Origin of the sequence: Spirosoma liriopis (assembly GCF_023196085.1) — a bacterium.
Taxonomy (GTDB): domain Bacteria; phylum Bacteroidota; class Bacteroidia; order Cytophagales; family Spirosomataceae; genus Spirosoma; species Spirosoma oryzicola.
The window spans coordinates 1,599,797-1,621,533 of sequence record NZ_JALPRF010000001.1 but is presented as its reverse complement, the minus strand read 5'-3'; the positions used below and the strand labels follow the sequence as shown (position 1 = coordinate 1,621,533).

General features: G+C 49.6%; 23 protein-coding genes. 9 read left to right on the top strand and 14 right to left on the bottom strand.

From position 1 onward, the window contains the following. Position 1 precedes the first annotated feature (1 nt). Positions 2–1,939: a fumarate reductase/succinate dehydrogenase flavoprotein subunit gene (locus M0L20_RS06785; protein ID WP_232560100.1), complete on the top strand. Its 1,938-nt coding sequence runs from the start codon at positions 2–4 to the stop codon at positions 1,937–1,939. 53 nt (positions 1,940–1,992) lie between these two features. Beyond that, complete coding sequence (locus M0L20_RS06780; protein ID WP_248476233.1) at positions 1,993–2,745, top strand: succinate dehydrogenase/fumarate reductase iron-sulfur subunit; 753 nt, start codon at positions 1,993–1,995, stop codon at positions 2,743–2,745. Positions 2,746–2,817: 72 nt separating this feature from the next. Here M0L20_RS06780 and prfA read toward each other — a convergent pair whose 3' ends face one another. Further along, complete coding sequence (gene prfA, locus M0L20_RS06775) at positions 2,818–3,891, bottom strand: peptide chain release factor 1 (RefSeq protein ID WP_232560098.1); 1,074 nt, start codon at positions 3,889–3,891, stop codon at positions 2,818–2,820. A gap of 219 nt (positions 3,892–4,110) precedes the next feature. Between prfA and M0L20_RS06770 the strand changes: the two genes are divergently transcribed. After that, complete coding sequence (locus M0L20_RS06770; protein WP_232560097.1) at positions 4,111–4,689, top strand: hypothetical protein; 579 nt, start codon at positions 4,111–4,113, stop codon at positions 4,687–4,689. 4 nt (positions 4,690–4,693) lie between these two features. Here the strand turns inward: M0L20_RS06770 and mnmH are convergent, their stop codons facing one another. Further along, positions 4,694–5,722, bottom strand: coding sequence for a tRNA 2-selenouridine(34) synthase MnmH (gene mnmH, locus M0L20_RS06765; RefSeq protein ID WP_248476232.1), 1,029 nt, complete (start codon positions 5,720–5,722; stop codon positions 4,694–4,696). Between the two features lie 72 nt (positions 5,723–5,794). Next, positions 5,795–6,517, bottom strand: a complete 723-nt coding sequence (locus M0L20_RS06760) for a pyridoxine 5'-phosphate synthase (protein ID WP_248476623.1) — start codon at positions 6,515–6,517, stop codon at positions 5,795–5,797. A gap of 147 nt (positions 6,518–6,664) precedes the next feature. Here M0L20_RS06760 and M0L20_RS06755 point away from each other — a divergent pair, with 147 nt between their 5' ends. The 4 genes from M0L20_RS06755 (at position 6,665) to M0L20_RS06740 (ending at position 10,430) form a co-directional block, all read left to right on the top strand. Then, on the top strand, positions 6,665–7,114 hold the full coding sequence (locus tag M0L20_RS06755; protein ID WP_232560095.1) for a GatB/YqeY domain-containing protein: 450 nt from the start codon (positions 6,665–6,667) through the stop codon (positions 7,112–7,114). 100 nt (positions 7,115–7,214) lie between these two features. Continuing rightward, the gene (locus M0L20_RS06750) at positions 7,215–7,721 is read left to right on the top strand and encodes a CvpA family protein (RefSeq protein WP_248476231.1); all 507 of its coding nucleotides are present in this window, start codon (positions 7,215–7,217) and stop codon (positions 7,719–7,721) included. Between the two features lie 84 nt (positions 7,722–7,805). Continuing rightward, positions 7,806–8,861 carry a dual-specificity RNA methyltransferase RlmN gene (gene rlmN / locus M0L20_RS06745; protein ID WP_232560093.1) on the top strand — a complete coding sequence of 352 codons (1,056 nt, stop codon included), beginning with the start codon at positions 7,806–7,808 and terminating at the stop codon, positions 8,859–8,861. Between the two features lie 147 nt (positions 8,862–9,008). Next, complete coding sequence (locus M0L20_RS06740; RefSeq protein ID WP_232560092.1) at positions 9,009–10,430, top strand: inorganic phosphate transporter; 1,422 nt, start codon at positions 9,009–9,011, stop codon at positions 10,428–10,430. Positions 10,431–10,433: 3 nt separating this feature from the next. Here M0L20_RS06740 and M0L20_RS06735 read toward each other — a convergent pair whose 3' ends face one another. Next, positions 10,434–11,237, bottom strand: coding sequence for a lysophospholipid acyltransferase family protein (locus M0L20_RS06735; protein WP_248476230.1), 804 nt, complete (start codon positions 11,235–11,237; stop codon positions 10,434–10,436). A gap of 184 nt (positions 11,238–11,421) precedes the next feature. Continuing rightward, positions 11,422–12,204 (bottom strand): DUF3050 domain-containing protein, encoded by a 783-nt coding sequence (locus M0L20_RS06730; protein WP_248476229.1) that lies wholly within the window; start codon positions 12,202–12,204, stop codon positions 11,422–11,424. Between the two features lie 145 nt (positions 12,205–12,349). Between M0L20_RS06730 and M0L20_RS06725 the strand changes: the two genes are divergently transcribed. Further along, a complete protein-coding gene (locus M0L20_RS06725; protein WP_232560089.1) occupies positions 12,350–13,048 on the top strand; it encodes a porin family protein in 699 nt (232 codons plus the stop codon). 150 nt (positions 13,049–13,198) lie between these two features. On the opposite strand, the gene M0L20_RS06720 is transcribed toward M0L20_RS06725, so the two are convergent. The 5 genes from M0L20_RS06720 to M0L20_RS06700 all read right to left on the bottom strand — a co-directional run bounded on the left by M0L20_RS06720 (position 13,199) and on the right by M0L20_RS06700 (position 19,066). After that, a complete protein-coding gene (locus tag M0L20_RS06720; protein WP_248476228.1) occupies positions 13,199–13,945 on the bottom strand; it encodes an RluA family pseudouridine synthase in 747 nt (248 codons plus the stop codon). Positions 13,946–14,002: 57 nt separating this feature from the next. Then, positions 14,003–14,821 carry a 3-methyl-2-oxobutanoate hydroxymethyltransferase gene (panB, locus tag M0L20_RS06715; protein WP_248476227.1) on the bottom strand — a complete coding sequence of 273 codons (819 nt, stop codon included), beginning with the start codon at positions 14,819–14,821 and terminating at the stop codon, positions 14,003–14,005. Positions 14,822–14,912: 91 nt separating this feature from the next. After that, a complete protein-coding gene (locus tag M0L20_RS06710) occupies positions 14,913–16,241 on the bottom strand; it encodes a murein hydrolase activator EnvC family protein (protein WP_232562893.1) in 1,329 nt (442 codons plus the stop codon). 109 nt (positions 16,242–16,350) lie between these two features. Continuing rightward, complete coding sequence (lolB1, locus tag M0L20_RS06705; RefSeq protein WP_248476226.1) at positions 16,351–17,235, bottom strand: lipoprotein insertase outer membrane protein LolB1; 885 nt, start codon at positions 17,233–17,235, stop codon at positions 16,351–16,353. Positions 17,236–17,284: 49 nt separating this feature from the next. After that, positions 17,285–19,066, bottom strand: coding sequence for a tetratricopeptide repeat protein (locus tag M0L20_RS06700; protein WP_248476225.1), 1,782 nt, complete (start codon positions 19,064–19,066; stop codon positions 17,285–17,287). Positions 19,067–19,450: 384 nt separating this feature from the next. Here M0L20_RS06700 and M0L20_RS06695 point away from each other — a divergent pair, with 384 nt between their 5' ends. Next, entirely contained in the window at positions 19,451–19,864 is a 414-nt protein-coding gene (locus M0L20_RS06695; RefSeq protein ID WP_248476224.1) for an Ohr family peroxiredoxin, read from the top strand. Positions 19,865–19,932: 68 nt separating this feature from the next. Here the strand turns inward: M0L20_RS06695 and M0L20_RS06690 are convergent, their stop codons facing one another. The 4 genes from M0L20_RS06690 to M0L20_RS06675 form a co-directional block, all read right to left on the bottom strand. Further along, entirely contained in the window at positions 19,933–20,232 is a 300-nt protein-coding gene (locus M0L20_RS06690; protein WP_248476223.1) for a Dabb family protein, read from the bottom strand. A gap of 90 nt (positions 20,233–20,322) precedes the next feature. Further along, positions 20,323–21,045 carry an RluA family pseudouridine synthase gene (locus tag M0L20_RS06685; RefSeq protein WP_232560082.1) on the bottom strand — a complete coding sequence of 241 codons (723 nt, stop codon included), beginning with the start codon at positions 21,043–21,045 and terminating at the stop codon, positions 20,323–20,325. A 120-nt stretch (positions 21,046–21,165) separates the two neighbouring features. Then, positions 21,166–21,405 carry a 50S ribosomal protein L28 gene (gene rpmB / locus M0L20_RS06680; RefSeq protein WP_232560081.1) on the bottom strand — a complete coding sequence of 80 codons (240 nt, stop codon included), beginning with the start codon at positions 21,403–21,405 and terminating at the stop codon, positions 21,166–21,168. Between the two features lie 60 nt (positions 21,406–21,465). Next, positions 21,466–21,636 carry a C1orf53 family protein gene (locus tag M0L20_RS06675; protein ID WP_248476222.1) on the bottom strand — a complete coding sequence of 57 codons (171 nt, stop codon included), beginning with the start codon at positions 21,634–21,636 and terminating at the stop codon, positions 21,466–21,468. Between the last annotated feature and the right edge of the window lie 101 nt (positions 21,637–21,737).

Here is a 21,737-nt window from a genome sequence, read left to right as displayed (position 1 = left end):
TATGAAACTGGAGTCTAAAATTCCTGAAGGGCCTTTAGCCGAGAAGTGGGCCCGGCATAAATTTGGCTTGAAACTGGTTAACCCAGCCAACAAGCGGAAATACGAAATTATTGTAGTCGGTACAGGATTAGCCGGAGCTTCTGCCGCTGCGTCGCTGGCCGAGTTAGGTTATAACGTGAAAGCGTTCTGCTTTCAGGACAGCCCACGCCGGGCGCACTCCATTGCTGCGCAGGGTGGTATCAATGCCGCGAAAAACTACCAGAACGATGGCGACAGCGTATTCCGGTTGTTTTATGATACGGTTAAAGGCGGTGACTACCGGGCCCGTGAGGGAAACGTCTATCGTCTGGCCGAAGTTAGCGTTAACATTATCGATCAGTGTGTAGCACAGGGTGTCCCTTTCGCACGGGAGTACGGCGGTCTGCTGGCAAACCGGTCATTCGGTGGTTCGCAGGTATCGCGTACGTTCTATGCTCGTGGACAAACCGGTCAGCAGTTATTGCTGGGTGCTTACTCCGCGTTGAGCCGTCAGGTAGCAAACGGAAAAGTAAAGCTTTTCCCACGCACCGAAATGCTTGATCTTGTTGTCGAAGGCGGGAAAGCGCGGGGAATCGTTACTCGTAACCTGATTACGGGTAAGATCGAGTCTCACTCGGCGCATGCGGTACTTATTTGCTCGGGTGGGTACGGAAACGTATTCTACCTCTCGACAAACGCAATGGGTTCGAACGCAACCGCAGCTTGGCGGGCGCACAAAAAAGGCGCTTTGTTTGCGAACCCTTGTTTTACGCAGATTCACCCAACCTGTATTCCCGTATCCGGCCACTATCAGTCGAAACTAACGCTGATGTCGGAGTCGCTACGAAACGACGGCCGTGTGTGGGCTCCGAAGACAAAAGAAGACGCTAAGCGGATTCAGAAGGGAGAAATTAAAGCGAATGACCTAGCCGAAGACGCACGTGATTACTTCCTCGAACGTCGCTATCCGTCATTCGGTAACCTTGTTCCACGTGACGTGGCCTCTCGTAATGCTAAATACGTTTGTGACGAAGGTCGGGGTGTAAGTAAAACAGGTCTGGCGGTTTACCTGGATTTCGCCGAAGCAATCAAACGCGACGGCCGGAAGACGATTGAAGCCAAGTACGGTAACCTGTTCGAGATGTACGAAAAAATCGTCGGTGAAAATCCTTACGAAACGCCGATGATGATTTACCCTGCTGTTCACTATACAATGGGCGGTCTGTGGGTAGATTATAACCTGATGACGACTATTCCTGGTCTGTACGCTCTCGGAGAAGCCAATTTCTCTGACCACGGAGCAAACCGCCTGGGTGCTTCGGCGCTGATGCAGGGACTTGCCGATGGTTACTTTGTGATTCCTTACACGGTTGGTGATTACCTGGCTACTATCGGCCCGGCTGATAAAATACCAGTCGATTCGCCTGCCTTTAAGGAAGCAGAACAAAAAATTCACGATCAGATCAATCTTTTGCTGTCGATCAAGGGTGAGCGCCCGGTCGATGATCTGCACAAGGAGCTTGGTCACATCATGTGGGAATATTGCGGTATGGCGCGTACCGCCGAAGGCTTGCAAATTGCCCGTGAGAAGATAAAAGCGCTTAAGAAAGAATTCTGGTCAAATGTGAAAGTGCTGGGTGAGTCACAGGAGATGAACCAGGCGCTGGAAGCCGCTTCACGCGTAGCCGATTTCATTGAATTAGGCGCGCTGATGGTCGAAGACGCTTTAAACCGGAATGAATCCTGTGGTGGACACTTCCGTGAGGAATACCAGACCCCCGATGGTGAAGCGCTCCGTGATGATGCTAACTACACATACGCAGCTGCTTGGGAATACCAGGGTGAAGACAAGCCCGAAATTCTTAATAAAGAAGAGCTTGTGTTTGAAAATGTTAAACTGACACAGCGTAGTTACAAATAAGTTTTCAGTGATAAGTCTCTGGTAAGAACCGGAGACTTGAAAACGCTCAAGCAATGAAAATTACTCTAAAAGTCTGGAGACAGAAAAATAGCAATACAGAAGGTAAACTGGTCGAATATCAACTGGATAACATATCCGAGGATATGTCATTTCTAGAGATGTTCGACGTGTTGAACGACTCGCTGACCCGGAAGGGCGAAGATCCGGTTACCTTTGATCACGATTGCCGCGAAGGTATTTGCGGTACGTGCTCGATGTACATCAATGGTCGGGCGCACGGACCACAAACGGGGGCAACAACCTGTCAGCTGCACATGCGTTCGTTCAACGATGGCGACACGATTGTGGTAGAGCCTTGGCGGGCGCGGGCTTTCCCCGTCATTAAGGATTTGATGGTTGACCGTTCTGCCTTCGACCGGGTTATTCAATCGGGTGGTTACGTGTCGGTCAATACAGGTTCGGCTCGGGATGCTAACGAAATTCTTATTCCACGTACTGTAGCGGATGAGGCTATGGACGCAGCTGCCTGTATCGCTTGCGGAGCTTGCGTAGCTGCTTGCAAAAATGCGTCGGCTATGCTGTTTGTATCGGCTAAGGTGTCGCAACTGGCTATCTTGCCACAAGGCCAGGCCGAACACAAAGAGCGCGCTGAACGCATGGTTGCCCAGATGGATGCCGAAGGATTCGGAGCCTGTTCGTTTACGGGCGCTTGCTCGGTTGAATGCCCGAAATCGATTTCGCTGGACCACATCGCGCGGATGAACCGTGAGTACTTGGGCGCTAAGCTGACCTCGAACAACGCATAAGACCAACGAGTGTCTACAAAAAAAGTCCGGTGCCACAAAGGTACCGGACTTTTTACGTTTATGGCTTTGGCCTTACGCTGTAGCGCCCTCTTTCAGACGTTCGGCGTTTTCGGCAATACGAAGTTGTTCGATAAAATCGCCGATGTCACCGTCCATTACAGCCGGTAGGTTATAAACCGTCAGACCAATGCGGTGATCGGTTACGCGGCTCTGTGGGTAGTTATACGTCCGAATTTTATCCGAACGGTCACCGCTGCCGACCATTGTTTTACGCTGTGATGCAATGGCTTCGTTGTGCTTCTGCAACTCAATTTCGTAAAGCCGTGAGCGCAATACAGTAAGCGCTTTATCGAAGTTTTTTAACTGCGAGCGTTCATCCTGACATTGGACAACCAGACCCGTAGGAAGGTGCGTCAGGCGAACGGCCGAATACGTCGTGTTTACCGACTGACCACCGGCTCCCGATGAACAGAACGTATCTTTGCGAATGTCGTTCATGTTCAGCTCAACGTCTACCTCTTCGGCTTCGGGTAACACGGCCACACTGGCGGCTGATGTATGAATCCGGCCCTGCGTTTCGGTGGCTGGCACACGCTGTACGCGGTGAACGCCCGACTCGAATTTCAATTTGCCGTATACATCTTCGCCTTCTACCTCTGTCACAATTTCTTTATAACCGCCGGATGTTCCTTCCGTGAAATCGACCAGCGACATGCGCCAACCCATTTTCTCGCAGAAACGCTGGTACATACGGAACAGGTCACCCGCAAAAATGGCCGCTTCGTCGCCCCCGGTACCCCCGCGAATTTCAAGAATGACGTTTTTACTATCGTTCGGATCTTTCGGAATTAACATCTCTTTGAGCGTTTCTTCCATCGTTTCCCGACGCGGCAGCAACTCGTCCAACTCAGCTTTTGCCAACTCCCGAAAATCTTCGTCTTTTTCGGTGGCAATAATCTGTTTGGCATTATCAATCTCTTCCAGCAGTTGCTTATACGCTCGATATTGCACAACTATCTTGTCGAGATCCTTATATTCTTTGCTCATTTTCATGAAGCGTTTCTGGTCCGAAACGACCTCGGGCTGCACGATCTGCTGAGCTACTTCGTCGAAGCGTTCGCTAATGGCTTCTAACTGGTCAAGCATAGATATTGGAAAAGACGTTAGCTACTAAGTATTGGACGTTGGACCGTTTAAGTCGAGGAAGGGTAGATAATCAATCCAACTTACCTATGTCTAACGGCCTGAAAACAAAATTACGAAAATCCTGGCAGTTAGGCTTTATGTTTGTGATGTGCAACCAAGCTGTTTGCAGGATCGTTTTCTATACAAATGACGAAACGCAACCGCATTAAGTTCCTGTTTATGATACGCTCAGTATTACTTTCTGTCTTGTCAATCAGCTTTTTAGTTTCCTGTGGACCCGATCGGGTTCAATATACCAACGAGCTGAAGCGGGAAATGGCCGATTCGAAAATCAAACGCATTACTGACGTCGATTTAATCGAAACGATTGATGATCTGGGCGGGAAGATCAGCGCAACCGTACAACGCGAATTAATCACCGACCTCCAGAAGACAACAAACCCAGCTGAACGGACAAAACTTTGTCAGCTACAAAATTTACCTCGGACAAAGGCTATTGCCGAACGATACGCACTAGATATCCGTCTGCTGGGACCTCAGGATGTGCAAAATAAAGCGTTCAGCCAGAAAGAGCGCGAGATCCTGGATGCGTACCAGTACAACGCAAAACAAAAACTAGCGCCGATTTCGAACATTCAGAAGATTAGCGATACACTTTTCGTCTACAACATGGCGCTCCCGGCTGACAGTCCGATTTGCGAAGCCTGCTTCGGTAAACAAGAAGTTCCGTTTGCTGTCTGGCGGCTGGCGTTTAGCAAACGGGAAGTAATTCGGCGGATGAATTCGTCAAAAAAGTAACCGTTTATAATGAGTCGGCCCAACTGATGAGTCTCTTCGCCGTTTCGGCTGGCTTGTCGTCCTGACTAATCAGCGGATGAACGGTTGCCGGATCGCGCTGTGACAGTCCGTGTAGGTACGCTTTGTCGTAATAATCCAGCGTTAAATCGGCAACCGTAGCATAGTCGCGCTTTGCCAATGCGTCCAGCGCATCTTTCGTTATTTTGCCGCCAAGCCGCTTGCGTATTCGTTCGGTTGCTTCAACGAGTAACGTATGATCGATACCAGCGTATTCGGATACCAGCCGATTGATCCGAGCCGCTTTGGGCACATCGACAAAGGCAACGGGAGTTACTCGCATCTGTTGCCACAGCGCCATCGGAACAAAGCAGGAGCCGATACTTCGGCTTTCGTCTTCCAGCCAGATACGTCGATTGGGGTCTAGCTGTCGCCATTGGGAAAACAAACTGTTTTCAAACTGCTCGGTTGTTGGCTGTCGAGGTTGGCCAATAGCGCCGTATGATGAACCTTTATGGTGAGCCAGTTTTTCGAGGTCAATAACCTGCTCACCCTGTTGGGCCAGCTCCTTCAGGATTTTGGTTTTACCACTACCCGTTTTACCGCCCAAAATAACCAGTTTTCGGGGTTGGCTAAAGGCCGACAGTACGGCGTTTCGGTAAGCCTTATAACCACCTACCAACGTCGATGCAGTCAGACCGGCAGTATCGAGCAGCCAGGCAAAAGAGCCGCTGCGCATACCACCTCGCCAACAGTGCACCAAAACCTCTTTGTCCTGCGCATTCAGCTTTTTCGACTGCTTGACGAACCCTGTAAGTTTTGGGCCAACCAGATCAAGACCCAATAAAACCGCGGCATCTTTACCTGCCTGCTTGTACTTGGTGCCGACCTGCACCCGTTCCTCATTGTCGAACAAAGGAATGCTAACCGCGCCCGGAATGTGAGCGTGATCGTATTCGCCCGGCGACCGAACATCGATAACGGGTAATGTTTGGGATTTCGCTAAAAAGTCCTCGACGGATAACTGATGAACCATTGACCAAACCGTAGTTACGCTAGTTAAGCTGACTATAAAGGTAGACAGACAATGCTGCGGATCATCACAATTTTACGAATCCTGAACCAGACAGCGTAAATACATTTGAATCGTGTTTTCCAGCCCAAAATAAAGCGCATCGGAGATGAGTGCATGACCGATGGAGACTTCTTTCAGATAAGGAATTCGTTCATTGAAAAAACGCAGGTTTTCGAGGCTTAAGTCGTGCCCGGCGTTAAGTTCCAGCCCTAGTTCGTGGGCTTTCTGTGCCGCCCGCACAAAAGAAGCGACCGCTGCTTCCTGGTCCGTTGGGTACTGCGTTGCGTAAGGCTCGGTGTACAATTCGATCCGGTCAGTACCAACGGCCTTCGCCCCTTCGACCATACGTTCGTTAGCATCGACGAAAATAGACACCCGTATACCATCTTCTTTAAACGTATCGACCAGATATCGCAAGTGGTCAGCGTGACGAATGGTATCCCAGCCCGCATTGGAGGTGATCGCATCGGGCGCATCCGGGACGAGCGTTACCTGTTCCGGTCTTACGCGTTTTACCAACTCAATAAATCGTTCGTCGGGATTGCCTTCAATGTTGAACTCGGTGGTGACCACCTCTTTTAGGTCCAGCACATCCTGGTAGCGAATATGCCGTTCATCGGGGCGGGGGTGAACGGTGATACCTTGTGCGCCAAACCGTTCGCAGTCGATGGCGATCTGAACAAGATTGGGGTTGTTGCCGCCACGCGCATTCCGGATCGTGGCAATTTTATTGATATTAACGCTTAAACGAGTCATTTCTTTGACGAGCGAAAAAGTGAATGAACGAAAGAACCAGTCACCATACCGGTAAATGGTCCTTCTGGTTTTGTAACTTTGCCGGGAGAGTGAAGGTTCATCGATTCGTATGGCTCTTTTACTCATTCACCTTTTCGCTTTACACGTATGGCTCTGAAACAACAAATTGACGCCGATATTAAACAGGCAATGCTGGCCAAAGATCAAGATAAACTCCGGGCATTGCGGGCAATCAAATCAATGATTTTGCTCGAAGAAACGAAAGAGGGAGCTGCTGGAGAACTTAAAACCGAAGACGAAACACGCATTTTAACGAAGGCGGTGAAGCAGCGTAAAGACTCTGCCGACATCTACCGGCAACAGAACCGGGCTGACTTACTGGCCACGGAAGAAGCCGAAATTGCGATCATCGAACAGTATCTGCCCAAGCAGCTTTCGGAAGATGAACTGAAAGAAAAATTACAGGCTATTATCGCGCGTGTTGGCGCGTCGGCACCTTCCGATATGGGAAAAGTGATGGGCGTTGCCACGAAAGAACTCGCCGGTCAGACCGACGGGAAAGCAATATCGGCGGCTGTCAAGCAACTACTATCTTAAGCGAAAATGAGCGGATGAGTGAACGAGCGAAAAAGCTGGACCATTCATTCGCTCGTTCGCTCACCTATTTACCTGCTCGTTGAATACGCTCGATCTACTTATGTTTGTCCCCCTGGCCTGGGGCGCTTATAATGGTTACCGCAAGGGTCTTTTGATCGAGGTCGTTGCGGTCATTGCGTTTATAGTGGCCATGATTGTAGGATTCAAGTTTTTGGCTTTCGGTATCGAACTGCTGAGTCCTTACATCAGTCGCGAACTAGCCCGCAGACTGCTACCCTGGATGGGCTTCTCGTTTATTTTCTTTCCTACGGTGTTCATGATCAATAAGATGGGTTTTTCGCTGCGTCGGTCGTTGCGGTACACCATTTTAGGGACGTTCGATAGTATTGCCGGAGCCGCCGTTGGTCTTTTTACGTGGATTTTTGGAATTAGTGTAATCCTTTGGTTGTTCAGCTATATGGGTGTCAAAATACCCCCTCGCCAAGTGGAAGGAGCCTTTCTTTACCCGCTGATACGACCCATTGCGCCAAAAGTGATGGACAAAGCGGCTGTTTGGGTGCCTAAAGGACTGGAAGCTGGAAAAAAATGGCGGGCCGAAAATAAATAGCGAGTTGGTAATTGAGCGATTTTGTGAATGGATTCTATAACAAGTCGCTAATCCCTTATTCGCTCGTTTACGCATAAACAAAAGATGAAACAGGATATTCGCAAACTTACAGCCGCTCAACTGAAAGACTGGCTTACGCAACATGGCGAACAGGGTTTCAGGGCCAAGCAAGTTTATGAATGGCTCTGGAAAAAGTCGGCGCAGTCGTTTGAGCAGATGACCAACCTGTCGCTGTCGACACGGGAGCTGCTGAGTACCAACTTTGAGATTCGTTCTCTAACGGTCGATCAGCAGCAGCGCAGTAGTGACGGAACCATCAAATCATCGTTCCGGCTGTTTGACGATAATCTGGTTGAGGGTGTTCTAATCCCGGCTCTGCGGAACGATGATAACGACCGCATGACAGCCTGCGTATCGAGCCAGGTGGGTTGTTCACTAACGTGTAAATTTTGCGCGACGGGCTACATGGACCGCAAGCGCAACCTCGATGCCGCCGAAATCTACGATCAGGTCGTTGCCATTGATCGGCAGGCAAAAGAAAACTACGACGTTCCCCTCTCGAACATTGTTTACATGGGCATGGGTGAACCGCTGTTGAATTACAAAAACGTACTTGAATCCGTTGACCGGATTACCGCACCGGATGGATTAAACATGTCGCCGAAGCGGATTACGGTGTCAACGGCAGGTATCGCCAAGATGATCCGGCAGCTCGGCGACGATGCTGTAAAGTTCAATCTGGCGCTTTCGCTTCACGCGGCCAATGATCAAAAGCGCGATCAGATCATGCCAATCAACGAAAGCAATACGCTACAGGCACTGGGTGATGCGTTAAGCTATTTCTACAAAAAGACGGGTACGCGCATTACGTTCGAGTACATCCTGTTTTATAACTTCAACGACACGGTACAGGACGCGCAGGAGCTGTGGAAGTTCACCAAGCGGGTTCCTGCCAAAATTAATATCATCGAGTATAATCCGATTGCTGCGGCTAATTTCAAGAATACCGACCCGCAGACGCTGGATAAGTTTGCTGGCTTTTTGGATGATAGGGGAGTAACCGTGAACGTCCGCCGGAGCCGTGGGAAAGACATCGATGCCGCTTGTGGGCAGCTGGCCGGTAAAAAGCAAACAGCCTAACGCTGGCAAAACACAGGGCCAGCGTTGATGTCATATTACATTTGCTTAACAATTTGGTAATATGGCTCTGGTTAGTTTACCGTACTTTTGTGGCAATCATCGGCTTACGGACTTGCTGTACGCCTAATCATCGAAGATCACCCACCCATGTTTGGATTAGAAACGGATGTTTTTATCCTCCTCTTTATCAGCTTATTCGCTGCTTGTGCTTTCGAGTTCGTTAACGGTTTCCACGATACAGCCAACGCTGTTGCCACGGTTATTTACACCAATTCACTAAAACCGACAGCCGCCGTTGTGTGGTCGGGGATTTGTAATTTCACTGGCGTTTTGCTCGGTGGAATCGGTGTAGCCATGGGAATTGTCAACCTGCTCCCGGTTGAATTACTCGTCGATCAGAACGTTTATCACAGTGTCGCGATGGTACTCGCTTTGTTACTGAGCGCCATTATCTGGAATCTGGGAACCTGGTATTTTGGTTTGCCAAGCTCCAGTTCGCACACGCTCATCGGTTCGATTTTGGGAGTCGGGCTTGCCTTCTCGACTATGCCTGACAACAAAGCCGGTTCAGCCGTGAACTGGGAAAAAGCCATCGAAACCGGTGAAGCGCTGCTGTTGTCTCCACTGTTAGGCTTTAGTCTGGCTATTGTATTGATGTTCGTGATACGTCGATCCGTATCCGAAGAAGTAAAAGGCCAGCTTTTCAAAGAACCAAAAAAGAATAGCCTGCCGCCGACCTGGATTCGGGGTGTCCTGATTGCAACCTGCTCGCTGGTCAGTTTCTTCCACGGTAGCAACGACGGACAGAAAGGTGTTGGACTGATCATGCTTATTCTGATTGGTATTGTACCGTTTCATTTTGCCGTACAACCTGATCTAGATCCACGTTTGCTGCAACCCAACATTGCCGGTATCGAACAAACGATTGCCGCTTTGGACTCCAATCAACTTGCGCCAGTCAATCGGGATCGACTAGCGCGTACGCGTACTGAACTGGCCGAATTGAAAGCAATGATCAACGCTCCGATGCCAGAAAACAAAATTCCGAAGGAGGAGCGGCTGAGTGTTCGTCGTGACCTATTGCTGATCAACAGCAACATGAACAAAATTGTGGAAGACGAAGGGGCGAATCTGAGCACGAACCAACTGGCTCTAATGCGCAAAAGCTTGGGCGAGGAAAGTGGGTTGCGCCGGTTCACGGACTACGCTCCGCTTTGGGTTATTCTGATGGTTGCTCTCTCGCTGGGTCTTGGTACAATGATCGGCTGGCGCCGGATTGTGGTAACGGTTGGCGAAAAGATCGGTAAGCAGCACCTGACATACGCCCAAGGCGCATCAGCAGAATTGGTAGCTGCCAGCATGATTGGATTGGCTTCTGCGCTGAAATTACCCGTGAGTACGACCCACGTTCTTTCTTCCGGAATTGCGGGTAGCATGGTTGCCAGCAAAGGAGTTAAAAACTTACAGGCGGGTACGATTCGGAATATTGCTTTGGCTTGGGTACTCACATTACCGGTATCGGTATTGCTGTCTTTCACGCTGTACCTGTTCTTCCGCTGGTTGCTGTAAAAATCACTTGACCCATTCCGGCGCGTCCTGCTCAATGGCGTGCCGGACTTTGGCAACAATATCATCGACGCTGTCTTCGGGACTGATAGTCAGGGGTTCTTTAAATTTTACCGTCAACAGGGTATTTCGTTTTTTGAACCGCAATCCTTTTTTATCGAAGGCGCGTCGAAAACCGTTAATGACAACAGGCACCACAATCGGGTCAATATTCTTGATCAGGTGACCGGTTCCTTTGCGCACGGGTGCATATGAACTCGTTGTTCCCTGCGGAAAACTAACAACCCATCCGTGCTCAAGAGCCTTCGCGATCTTATCGTTGGCCGTTGTATCAACCGCGCGTTGGACTTCCCGCCCTTCAGCGCGCCAGGAGCGTTCGATGGTAATGGCTCCACCCGCCGAAAAAATACGCGGAACAATTCCTTTCTTCATCGTCTCCGATGCCGCTACGTAATACTGTCGGGCGCGGGGGCCTAGCAAATAAACCGGCGGAAGCATGGTATTCTGAAAGCCCCATTTGACGGCGCAGAAGATATGGAAGAAAGCGATAACGTCGGCAAAGTAAGTCTGGTGATTTGACAGAAACAGGACGTTATTGATGGGTAAGTTTTCTAGATTTTCGGTACCCTCGATCTGAATTCGGTTGACGACGGTATAACGAGCGTAAGTAAGCCAGCCCACGATACCGATTAGCATACGTCTAACCAAAAGCGAATTGCCAAATGGGTCCCGCTCGAAAATGCCGAGCACATCCAAGGGCATTAGAAATTTAGGCAGGTAGCTAAATTTAGTTGGCTTTACGTATTTCATCGCAGGTTAAGAGTAGCAGAGCGTTCTTAATTGGTCCACTTTCACCAAGCGGACGATTACAAACGGAAGCACTAAACTACTAAAGCGGTAAGCCTGCTACAATGTTTTCGGGAAGAAGAACGAACAACAGGTTATGAAGCAGCCCTAAATCTGAACCAACTCAGTTTAGGGCTGTAAGGCGTTTTTAGGCTTGCTCTGGCAAAGAAATTAGACTATACACGCTATCCCACAGCGCGAGTCGGGCTTGTAAGGCGGCTTCAACGGCTAAGGTAGCATCCTCCCATTTTTGGGTGTCCGCTCCGCAAAGCTCAGCCGTCATCGCTTTCGCCAGATGTGAGTGGTGATCACCATCGACTTCAATGTGACGTTCCAGATAGTACGTGAACAGACCTAACTGAGTAGGAGACTGATCGCGTAGTTGCCGTACCAGGGCGATAAACATATCCGGAATAAGATCTTCACGACCAAACGTAAAGACCGCAGCTATTTCGTGAAGTTTACCTTTTTTGATGAGGTCAAACGTGAAATTGACAAACTGACGGCTGCCCGCTGGTGCAGTCATGGTTTCCAGTGATTCGTCGAGTGAGCGCCCTGCGGTCAGTTCGCCGATAAACGATTCAATCGAACGGGTATCTGCTCCCGCTTCGTTCATTGCTTTCAGGTAAAGCTCAAAGTGGCTTGCCCGGTTACCGTCGGGATCAACGTCACTTTCTTCACCCACCACAATTTCGTTGATTAAATACCGTGTTTCGGGATTGCCAACGGGTAGCCAGGGAACATCAACGCTGGTGAGTTTACGTTGCAGCGCTTTGAGAAGCGACATAAAATCCCAGACAGCCCACACGTGCGATTGCATGAATACACGCAAGTCGTCAATGGTTTGTACCGAAGCGTACAAGGGATGGCTCGTCAATTGCTGACGAAGCGGCTCAATACGGTTTGATAAAAAATTTAGTTGCTCATTCATAATGCATTGTAAAATATTTTCAATCTGTCGTTAATCTTTTTACTGCTTGTTGCGTCTAACTGTCAAGTTAAACAAAATAACAGATAGCCTATCGCCGACGCTTTACACAATTAATTTCATTTCACAGTTTACCAATCAATTTCCCATGAAACGTATTGTGCTTGCCGGTGTTGTTGCATTTGTTGTCGCCCTAGTAACTGCTCAAACGGCATTTGCCCAAGTTCAGGTCGGTATTCGGGGTGGTGCCAACTGGGGGTTTGCCTCAAAGCCTGATTTTCTCAATAGCTTAAATCCGGTGTTACAACTATCGGCAGGTCCTACCGCTGCTATTTTCCTGGATGTTCCTCTTAGCGACCGTGTTTCGTTCCGTCCTGAAGTCGCTTACGTACAAAAAGGATTTGCCGTCAAACAAAGTATGGATCTTAATTTAGGTGGATTTACGTTGCCACTCGGCGCGCGGATTGCCTACCAGTCGCAAAACATTGAATTGCCATTGCTGTTCAAGGTCAATCTAACTGACGGGCCCGTGCAGCCCTACCTGATAGCTGGTCCCTCGGTGGGTTACGCCCTCAGTGGCCGTGTTCGTACCCGTGCTACCGCCCTTATTACAACCCGGCCGATTGACGTTAACGTTAATTACGGCGATATGCTCAACCGTTGGGATGCCAGTGCTGTCGGTGGATTGGGCTTAGCGATGGATGCCGGTGCTGGTAAGTTCTTTATCGAAGGCCGCTACACGCACGGATTCACGCGTCAGGTGCAAGTGCCCGTCGTCAACATCAACGCCCGCAACCGGGGTGTCGCCGTATCGCTGGGTTATTCGTTTCCCATTGGCGGTTATTAATTGCCCATCTCATCATTCACTACACGATTTTAGTTGTCATTTTGTTGAATCAACCTGAATCAGCAAAGGCGGGGCTAGTCAGCTCCGCCTTTCTTATTAACCCGAGGTCATAACCTGATTCGTTTACCCAAAACGATAGCTCGGTATGGATTACTCGTAAATGAAATCCATGTTTTTGTCTTTGTAGTTTTCATCGTCCAACTCCAGAAATTCTTCCCAGAAAGGATCATTCGGCAGACCCGCCTTGCAAATAATCGGGCGGTCAGGTGCGTCGGGCTGTTTGACCGGGTGAATAAAGTACAGACGACGGGCATGAAGATAAATCTTCTTGTCGGCTACAGCCCGGTCGTAACCGTATTTGACATCACCCCGAATCGGGCAACCCATGTGCGCCAGCTGCGACCGGATCTGATGGGGACGACCCGTAATCGGATTTACTTCCAGCAGGTAATGCTCATTGATTCGACCTAACACCCGGTACGATAGTTCGGCTTTCTGCGAGTTAGGGACCTCGTAGTCATAGACGGTAACCTGATTTTTCTGCTCGTCCTTCACGAGCCAGTTCACCAGTTTGTCTGCGCTTTTTGGCGGTTTCTGCCGGACGACAGCCCAGTACGTTTTTTGAACCTGCCGTTTCCGGAAGATTTCGTTCATCCGTTCCAGCGCTTTCGACGTCCGGGCAAATACCACAAGTCCGCTGACGGGCCGGTCGAGCCGATGCACAAGCCCCAAGAACACTTCGCCGGGTTTGTCGTACTTCTCTTTAACGTACTGCTTCAGCAATTCCAGCAGCGTGACATCGCCTGTACGGTCACCCTGAACCAGAATTCCTGGGTCTTTATTGACAATCAGCAAATGATTGTCTTCGTATACAACCTGAAATGGTTTCTTTCTCATAATGTACAGTTGCTCACCCTCGTATTGACAATGACAACTAATTGACTATCTATTAACTCAATATGCTTCTTTCTCGTTCGGAAAATCGTTGGCTTTTACGTCATCGACGTAGTGGGCAATGGCCTCCGTCATTATCGTATGCAGATCGGCATACTGACGTAGAAAACGTGGTTTGAACGCATTGTTGATGCCGAGCATATCATGGATTACCAGAATCTGACCGTCGGCATCCGGTCCCGCGCCAATCCCAATGGTTGGGATCGTAAGGTTTTGGGAAACCGTTTTGGTAAGAGCCGCCGGAATCTTTTCGAGGACAACACCAAAACAGCCAATGTCCTGAAGCATATTTGCATCATCGATCAGCTTTTGCGCTTCCGCTTCTTCCTTGGCCCGAACGGCGTAAGTCCCAAATTTGTAAATCGATTGGGGAGTCAATCCCAGGTGGCCCATTACCGGTACGCCCGCGCTCAGAATACGCACGATAGACTCGCGAATCTCCTGACCACCCTCCATCTTGACGGCGTGGGCCCCCGACTCTTTCATGATGCGGATGGCCGAACGAAGAGCTTCCGAAGAATTGCCCTGGTAGGAACCGAAGGGTAGATCAACGACCACCAAAGCCCGCTTTACACCGCGTACCACCGAACTCGCGTGGTAGATCATCTGGTCGAGAGTGATGGGTAGCGTCGTTTCATGACCCGCCATCACGTTCGAAGCGGAGTCACCAACTAAGATCAGTTCAACGCCAGCCGCATCCACCACGCGCGCCATTGAGTAATCGTAGGCGGTGAGGGCTGAAATTTTCTCACCTTTATTTTTCAGTTCCTGAATGGTGTGCGTGGTAACGCGCTTGATATCGGGATTATGAACAGACATAGCAGGGGCCAGCAGGCAGTTGTCAATAAGCAATCAAATTGCTGCAAAGGTACAGCTTTTTACCGACTGCCGACCGAAGGCCGATGTCTGCTTAGTGGGGCTGAAGCCAGGACTCCGGATTAAGCTTCGTAAACTCTTTCCAGATCTGAAATTGAATTTCGGAAACGCCGTTCTTGTCGGTCGCGACCGTGCCAATCGATTCGCGGGCTTTAACGCGCTGACCAACACGAACCGAAACACTTTTGAGCTTGGCATACACCGTGAAGTAATCTCCGTGCTGAATGGCTACGACGTTGTTCATACCAGGCATGTTGGTTACGTCCTGGACGACACCGTCGTAAACGGAACGTACCCCTTCGCCCGCGTTGGTCTGAATATCTACGCCTTGGTTCTCAACGTAAATACCTTTTAGTACAGGATGCGGCTTACGCCCGAATCGATCCGAGATAAAGCCTTTGCCGACGGGCCAGGGAAGCCGGGACCGCGAAGCCGTGAAGGAAGAAGCCAGTGCCGTTTCTTCATCGTTCAGATTGTTATTACGTCGTTCGTCGGGTTTCTTTGGTTCGGGCGCTGGTGGGCTTTCCACTTTTGCTACGTCGGCGGGAGCCGGTTTTTCGCCTGCTTTTTCGGCGGCTGCAATGGCTTCTTCGGCTCTTCTCCGTTCGGCGGCTTTACGGGCTGCTTCGGCCTTCGCGATCCGTTCGCGTTCGGCACGTTCGCGGGCTTCACGCTCGGCTCGCTCTTTCGCTTCCCGCACGATAAGGCGCTTGATCATGGCTTCCAGCCGATCAATAGACCGGCGGCTTTCGGCCAGTTCCGTGCGAAGTTCGGTTTCCTTCTGGCTTAGCTCTTTAACAACCAGATTCTTTTCTTCCTTCAGGGATTCGAGCTTTTTACTTTCGTTTACTTTCGTTGTCAGCGTTCCCTGCTGCTCTTTCCGCTTGCGCTGCGTAGCCTCCTGCTTGCCTTGCAGCATCGTCTGAACATTATTCATCTGCCGAACCTGACTTTGCCGGGCATCCGAATATTGACGAAGGTAGCGGTAACGGGCAACCAACTGATTGAAGTTATCGGATGCGAACAGAAAGCCCATTGGATTCACTTGCTGACGGCGTTTGTCAGCTGCGTATACCATCGAGCCATACTCCGCTTTGAGCTTGGAGAGGTCGCGCTTCAGGGTAGTGCTGGCCTGCCGCAATTCGCCAATCTCCGTTTCTGTCAGCCGTAGATCCTTGTTCAGCAGGTTGATCTGCTGCGACTGGGTGCTGATTTGCTGATTGAGTGCTTTGAGCTGTCCCAAGCCAACCTGTTTCTCGGATGCAGTCTGTTTCAGAATATTCCGAATCTGCCCCATCTTCTCCAGGTTTTGCTTTTTCTCTTTCTCCAGCGTTTGCCGATTCCGTTGGGTTAGCTGGGCCATTCCGGGTATCGTCACAAACCACAGGCTTAGCAGCAAACCCAAGTTTATCGAGAAAGGAACAGGAAGCGAAAACGGTTTGACTAACATAAGGGCTGGAAAACAAAATTACTTAGGGGCGACGTTGGTAGCTGGCTGGGATCGTAAACGGGAAGCCCGGACTTTTATCAACTAGCTCAACTTTGTTGTGTTTGATGCGAAGTAGCGTCTGATAAAACTGCCCGTCGGTACGTGACTTATAATCAAGCGTCACAAGGCTGGTATACGGAAACAGAAAGTTATTGAGCGATGTGAAATCTTCATAATCTAACCGCAACGTATTTTTCGTTGGCTGTTCGGTTACCATGAGTTTTTTTAGTTTCCGATCCTGTTCGCCAATGTAATTTTCAACCAGCACTTTACCCTCACTTTGCCGCAGCAGTAAGTAATCCCGTTCGTTCTTGATTTTTTGAGCCGGCCGTTTGGGTAAAGGAAGGTTTCCAATGATCAACGCTTGCAATAGCTCAAAATTCATGTTGAAATTGAATTGCTTGCTTAGTGTCGGGAAATCATAAACGGAGTACTCCTTGTGAATCTTATCGATGATGGTTATCGAATCGCGGGTAATCATTCCCCGCACGGCTTCGATACCAAGCTTTGACACCGACAGCCAGATAACGCTATCTTTACGGACTCTGATGTTGATGTTCGCGTTGTCGATGTCCTGATTCGGGCTTTTAAATGAGATCTTTGATTTAGCCGTCAGGTAGCGAAAATCAATCTCGGCCACGTTCGAACGAGCCTCTTCAATGCCTGGGCGGGTTGTTGGTCGAGTTGCCGAAGAATCGGCTGGTCGTGTGGCAACGGAAGAATCGGCAATTACGGCAGTGGTAGAATTTGGGGTTGAAACAGTAACGGTCGGCTGAGAGCCACTCGAACGAGACAACTGCCGACGTCGACAGCTTTCCGAGTTTACCAACACGCCTAGAAGAAGGGCAAACAACAGGTATTTATTCATTTGGGTTATTTTCAGTTTTCAGTGTGTGGACAACAGACTGAAAACCGTTTTACAACTTTCCGCTGGCAATTTTCTTATCTAGATCCGGGCTGCCTCCACCCTTCGTTTTAGCGAGTTTCCACTGTTCAGCCGCTTTGTCGTGCTGACCGAGTTGATATAAAACATCGCCGTAGTGTTCAATAATTGTACCGCTGGCACCAGCCGGATCAGCCACTGCTTTTTCCAGGTACTGCTTCGCCTTTGCGTAGTCTTTCGCTACGTAAAGAACCCAGGCGTATGTATCCAAGTACGTCGCGTTGGTGGGATGCCGTTCGACGAGTTTCTGAGCTAGTTGCTGTGCACGCGGTAAGTTCGCCTTCCGTAACGATAGAAAATAGCTGTAGTTATTCAGCACATGATCGTTTAGCGGGTCGGCTTTCAGCACGGCTTCGTACGCTTCGTCCGACTTGGCATAGTCGCCGAGGCCGTTGTATGCGTCGCCGAGCTGAGCGTCTATACCGCGCTTAAGCTCGGTGTTACTGGTAGCCGCCAGCAGCTTTTTGCTTTCTTCGAATGCATCAACGGCTTCCTGATACTTCCGTTTAAACAAGTTGGCTGAGCCATTGGAGTACCAGAACAGACCCTGCGTTGGAAACACTTCGAGTGCCTGCTGCGAATGCGTGAGCAAACTGTCAACCTGATTTAGCTCGCCATCCAATTGCAGCAACGCACCCCACACTTCGTAGATTGACCCATCCAGGCGAGCCGCTTTAGCGTACGCATCCCTCGCTTCAACTTTTTTACCCTGCTGCATTAGTAAGTCAGCGACCATTACCTGCGTTTTGGGATCGTTGGGTGACGTTTTGGCCAAATTCTGCGCCATTGCCAGCGCATCCTTCTGGGCCGTTGCATTTTCACCCGTCATACCAACGTAGCTTGATAAGATTCGAGCTTTCAAACCGGCTTCCAGATTTGGATTAGACAGAACCTGGTTTAGTTCTTTACTAACGCGGTCCATGTCGCCTTTTTTGCGGTAGATATCGGCGAGCAGGACATGCGCTTGCGGTAAGTCGGCGTTAAGTTTCAGCGCCTTGTCGATCCAGGCTATGGCTTGGTCAGTGCGGTCGTTGGCTACGAGCATTTCGGCCCCTTCGAGCAAATAGTCAGGATCACTTGGTTCGGAAGCCACTAATTTTTCAGCCTCCGCAATGGCTTTGTCGATTTTGTTCTGCTTGAGGTAGATCCGCTGCTTTTGCCGGGTGATTTCCTCGTTTAAACCCAGTTCCCGCTCAACCTTATCGTACGTTTCAAGCGCTTTGTCGGGTTTTTCGTCGAAGAGGTAGATAGCAGCCAGTTCAACACCGTACTCCGCATTTTCAACGCCCTTTTTCAGCAACGCTTCGTAAAGTTCTTCCGCTTCGCCGTAGCGTTTCTGTTTAACGTAGAGTTCGGCCAGCAGGAGCGAGTAAAATTTATTTTCTTTATCCAGCGAATACGCTTTAGACGCATGCGGAATAGCCTCGGCGACTTTTCCGCTTTTTAGCAACGCATTGGCGGTAGAATACTGAGCCGCTGCATTGTTGGGGTACTTTTGGAGAATTTTAGTGAACTGCGCAATTGCCTTTGCCGGTTCGTCAGTCATCATGTACCGCATTCCCTCGGCAAAGAGCGTTTCTTCCTCCATGCGCACCGTAGTGGTTGAGCCAGAACCCGGCTTGGCAATGGTTGAATCCGCTTTAGCGCGTTTGCGCTGAGCCAGCGCTGGTGTACAGCTGAGCCATAGCACCATACTCAGGCCACCAACCAGCCCGATTAGTTGACGAGTAAGGCAAAATCTATATGACGTATTCATGTTGGTCAGCGGTCGTAGTGCTATAGTTAACGAAAAACGCGACTCACCCCGTTCTATTGCACCTTTGGCGTAAATAAACCCCTAAGACAAAGGTAGTTCAAAATGGTGTAATGTCACTATCCGGTAAGTAGAGGGAGCGGATCGTTACTGATGTCTATTCAGTTGCGTTTCTATAAATTTAAGCAAATTCTTTGCCTTTATCCACTCAGACCGTTCGGTCGATTTCTACGGCTTCTAAATGCCTGCTAGTGAATCGGTAAACAACTCACGCAGGCATCACCGATTGTTGTTAAAAGTGGACCGGGATGACAAGTGCCAACTTTTCGGGACGAGTACGGTTAATCACTTACTGCGTAAAAGCAGATAAACTCGAAAACTTAACGAATGGATACGCTGTACACTGCCACGGTTAGTAATATCGGAGGGCGCGAAGGAGATGTTAAATCGTTGGATGGAGTGCTGGAAATGGACATCCGGCGACCTGTTGAGATGCACGGAAAAGGGGGAAAGCCCAATCCGGAAATGCTGTTTGCCGCTGCCTACAGCTCGTGTTACAATGGAGCACTGATGGCCGTCGCCAAGAAGAAAAAGGTTATTCTGCCCGAACACGCCGTTGAGGTCAGTATTTCGCTTAATCAGGACGGCGAAAGCATGTTCCTGTCGGGTAAAATTGTCGTGAAAGCGCCGGGTATGGAACACGATCAGCTTCAGCAACTGGCCGAAACGGCACATGCTGTTTGTCCGTACTCGAAAGCCGTTAAAGGCAATATGGATATGAAAATCGAAGTGCTTGTATAAGAGCAAGGCAGGGAGCGCGGGGGAGGTGTCAGTCTACTTTCCCCGCGCTCCCTGCTTGTTTCGCTTGGCTAACTTACCGCGTCGTAAATCTGCACACGCTCCCAGAGGTGAGAACACTCGGCCACGAACTCCTGGTGAATCGGGTGCACCTGGTAAGCGTCGTGAGCCGCTTTGTCCGTAAAGACAAAGGTCAGCGAGAAGTCGTACGAGTGATCGATAACCGGGCGCCGGGTTTCGGCGGGCGTTCCGATGTAAGCCGCTGAGATGTCTTTGATGCCATTGAGCGACTCGAGGCCGGCACGGAGCGCTTTGTGGTCGTCTTGATTTTCGGGGTGCTTAAGCCAGAAGAAAACGGTATGAACGAACATGGGCAGTTGTAGTTTTTCGATTTACAGTTTATTAAAACGATAGAGCAACGCGAAACTACCACAAACCGTAAATCGAAAATCACAAACAGCTCAACTAAATTTTTCCAGCTGCTTAACCAGCACCCCAAAGTCTTTGGGATAGGGGGCTACAAATGTTTTTTCTTCGCCATCCAGCAGCGTGAACGTTAATGCATAGGCGTGAAGCGCAACCCGTTGAATAAGAGGTTGTTCTTCTGTTCCCTGCTTTAAGTTGAACTTCCGCTTCACGTCCGACAAATAAACCGGTTCTCCGCCATACGTAGCGTCGTTGACGATGGGCGCTTTTAAGCACATCAGGTGCACCCGAATCTGGTGCATCCGTCCCGTAATGGGCATGCATTCAACCAGCGTGGTGGTGCGGTAAGCCTGTAAGGTGTTAAAGATGGTTTCGGCAACTTTACCTTTCTCGCGGTCAATCCGAACGGCTGTACCGTCTTTAATGGGTGAAATTGGTAGATATACCGAAATACCGTCGAAATCGTGTACGCCATTCGCAACCGCGTGATAGCGTTTCGTGACCTCGCGATGCTCAAACTGCATAGCCAGATGCCGGTAAGCGTCCGGATTCTTTGCAATCGCTAAAATACCCGATGTTTCCTTGTCAAGCCGGTGACCAAGCTGTGCATCGGGATGATAGGCTTTTGCCATCCGCACAATGCTTTGCCCACCCCGGTCGCTCGTACGTTCATCGAGTGAGGCTACGTGAGGAGGCTTGTTTATCAATATGTAATCATCGTTCTCAAAAACGATGAGATCTTCAAAATTCAGTTTCATTGCTTAGGGTTTTGCGGTCATTGTCTTACAGCCAAAACACAGCGTATAGCTGACGCATTCTGAACACAAAAAGCCTCCTCCGTAGCGGAAGAGGCTCAATAATGAATATCGTGCGAAAGACTATACGGACAGCGTACCGCGCTCGTATGCCTTGCGAAGCGTTGCTTCCAGACCGTTCTTGTTGATAGTCTTGATAGCTGACGTAGCTACTTTCAGCGTAACCCACTCGCCGGTTGATTCGACGAAGAACCGCTTCTTTTGCAGGTTTGGGAAAAATTTACGCTTGGTTTTATTATTGGCGTGAGAAACGTTGTTTCCCGTACGCGTGCGCTTTCCTGTGATTTGACAAACTTTGGCCATTACCGTACTCGTTTTCCGTATGAGGGCGCAAAATTAGCTAATCAATTCATTATCTGCAACTCATTGCTTCTTTTTTTTGAATCCGTACGGACAGTGACGGCAACCGTTCTGGCAGCAATACCCGCGTTTAAGGTGATAAGTCCCTGTAAAGACTACATAACCTTCAGGCGTGTAGTAGTAATCAGCGTCGGTCAAGTCAGGAATTTCGTTCTTTTGAGAAGTAGGTGACATAGACTTGGGCGTCTGCCCGAATAAATGTATATTTGAAAAAACGGTCTGTTTCATCGAATGGTTGCCGAAACAGACAACGGGCTACTAGACCCAGTAGCTTC

Coding starts and splice junctions, on each gene's coding strand:
- M0L20_RS06755 (WP_232560095.1), top strand. CDS start 6,665: ATGGCTCTGAAACAACAAATTGACGCCGATATTAAACAGGCAATGCTG.
- mnmH (WP_248476232.1), bottom strand. CDS start 5,722: ATGGTTCATCAGTTATCCGTCGAGGACTTTTTAGCGAAATCCCAAACA.
- M0L20_RS06760 (WP_248476623.1), bottom strand. CDS start 6,517: ATGACTCGTTTAAGCGTTAATATCAATAAAATTGCCACGATCCGGAAT.
- M0L20_RS06710 (WP_232562893.1), bottom strand. CDS start 16,241: ATGGCCCAGCTAACCCAACGGAATCGGCAAACGCTGGAGAAAGAGAAA.
- M0L20_RS06725 (WP_232560089.1), top strand. CDS start 12,350: ATGAAACGTATTGTGCTTGCCGGTGTTGTTGCATTTGTTGTCGCCCTA.
- M0L20_RS06740 (WP_232560092.1), top strand. CDS start 9,009: ATGTTTGGATTAGAAACGGATGTTTTTATCCTCCTCTTTATCAGCTTA.
- panB (WP_248476227.1), bottom strand. CDS start 14,821: ATGTCTGTTCATAATCCCGATATCAAGCGCGTTACCACGCACACCATT.
- prfA (WP_232560098.1), bottom strand. CDS start 3,891: ATGCTTGACCAGTTAGAAGCCATTAGCGAACGCTTCGACGAAGTAGCT.
- M0L20_RS06780 (WP_248476233.1), top strand. CDS start 1,993: ATGAAAATTACTCTAAAAGTCTGGAGACAGAAAAATAGCAATACAGAA.
- lolB1 (WP_248476226.1), bottom strand. CDS start 17,235: ATGAATAAATACCTGTTGTTTGCCCTTCTTCTAGGCGTGTTGGTAAAC.
- rpmB (WP_232560081.1), bottom strand. CDS start 21,405: ATGGCCAAAGTTTGTCAAATCACAGGAAAGCGCACGCGTACGGGAAAC.
- M0L20_RS06750 (WP_248476231.1), top strand. CDS start 7,215: ATGTTTGTCCCCCTGGCCTGGGGCGCTTATAATGGTTACCGCAAGGGT.
- M0L20_RS06695 (WP_248476224.1), top strand. CDS start 19,451: ATGGATACGCTGTACACTGCCACGGTTAGTAATATCGGAGGGCGCGAA.
- M0L20_RS06685 (WP_232560082.1), bottom strand. CDS start 21,045: ATGAAACTGAATTTTGAAGATCTCATCGTTTTTGAGAACGATGATTAC.
- M0L20_RS06700 (WP_248476225.1), bottom strand. CDS start 19,066: ATGAATACGTCATATAGATTTTGCCTTACTCGTCAACTAATCGGGCTG.
- M0L20_RS06770 (WP_232560097.1), top strand. CDS start 4,111: ATGATACGCTCAGTATTACTTTCTGTCTTGTCAATCAGCTTTTTAGTT.
- M0L20_RS06785 (WP_232560100.1), top strand. CDS start 2: ATGAAACTGGAGTCTAAAATTCCTGAAGGGCCTTTAGCCGAGAAGTGG.
- M0L20_RS06735 (WP_248476230.1), bottom strand. CDS start 11,237: ATGAAATACGTAAAGCCAACTAAATTTAGCTACCTGCCTAAATTTCTA.
- M0L20_RS06675 (WP_248476222.1), bottom strand. CDS start 21,636: ATGTCACCTACTTCTCAAAAGAACGAAATTCCTGACTTGACCGACGCT.
- M0L20_RS06730 (WP_248476229.1), bottom strand. CDS start 12,204: ATGAATGAGCAACTAAATTTTTTATCAAACCGTATTGAGCCGCTTCGT.
- M0L20_RS06690 (WP_248476223.1), bottom strand. CDS start 20,232: ATGTTCGTTCATACCGTTTTCTTCTGGCTTAAGCACCCCGAAAATCAA.
- rlmN (WP_232560093.1), top strand. CDS start 7,806: ATGAAACAGGATATTCGCAAACTTACAGCCGCTCAACTGAAAGACTGG.
- M0L20_RS06720 (WP_248476228.1), bottom strand. CDS start 13,945: ATGAGAAAGAAACCATTTCAGGTTGTATACGAAGACAATCATTTGCTG.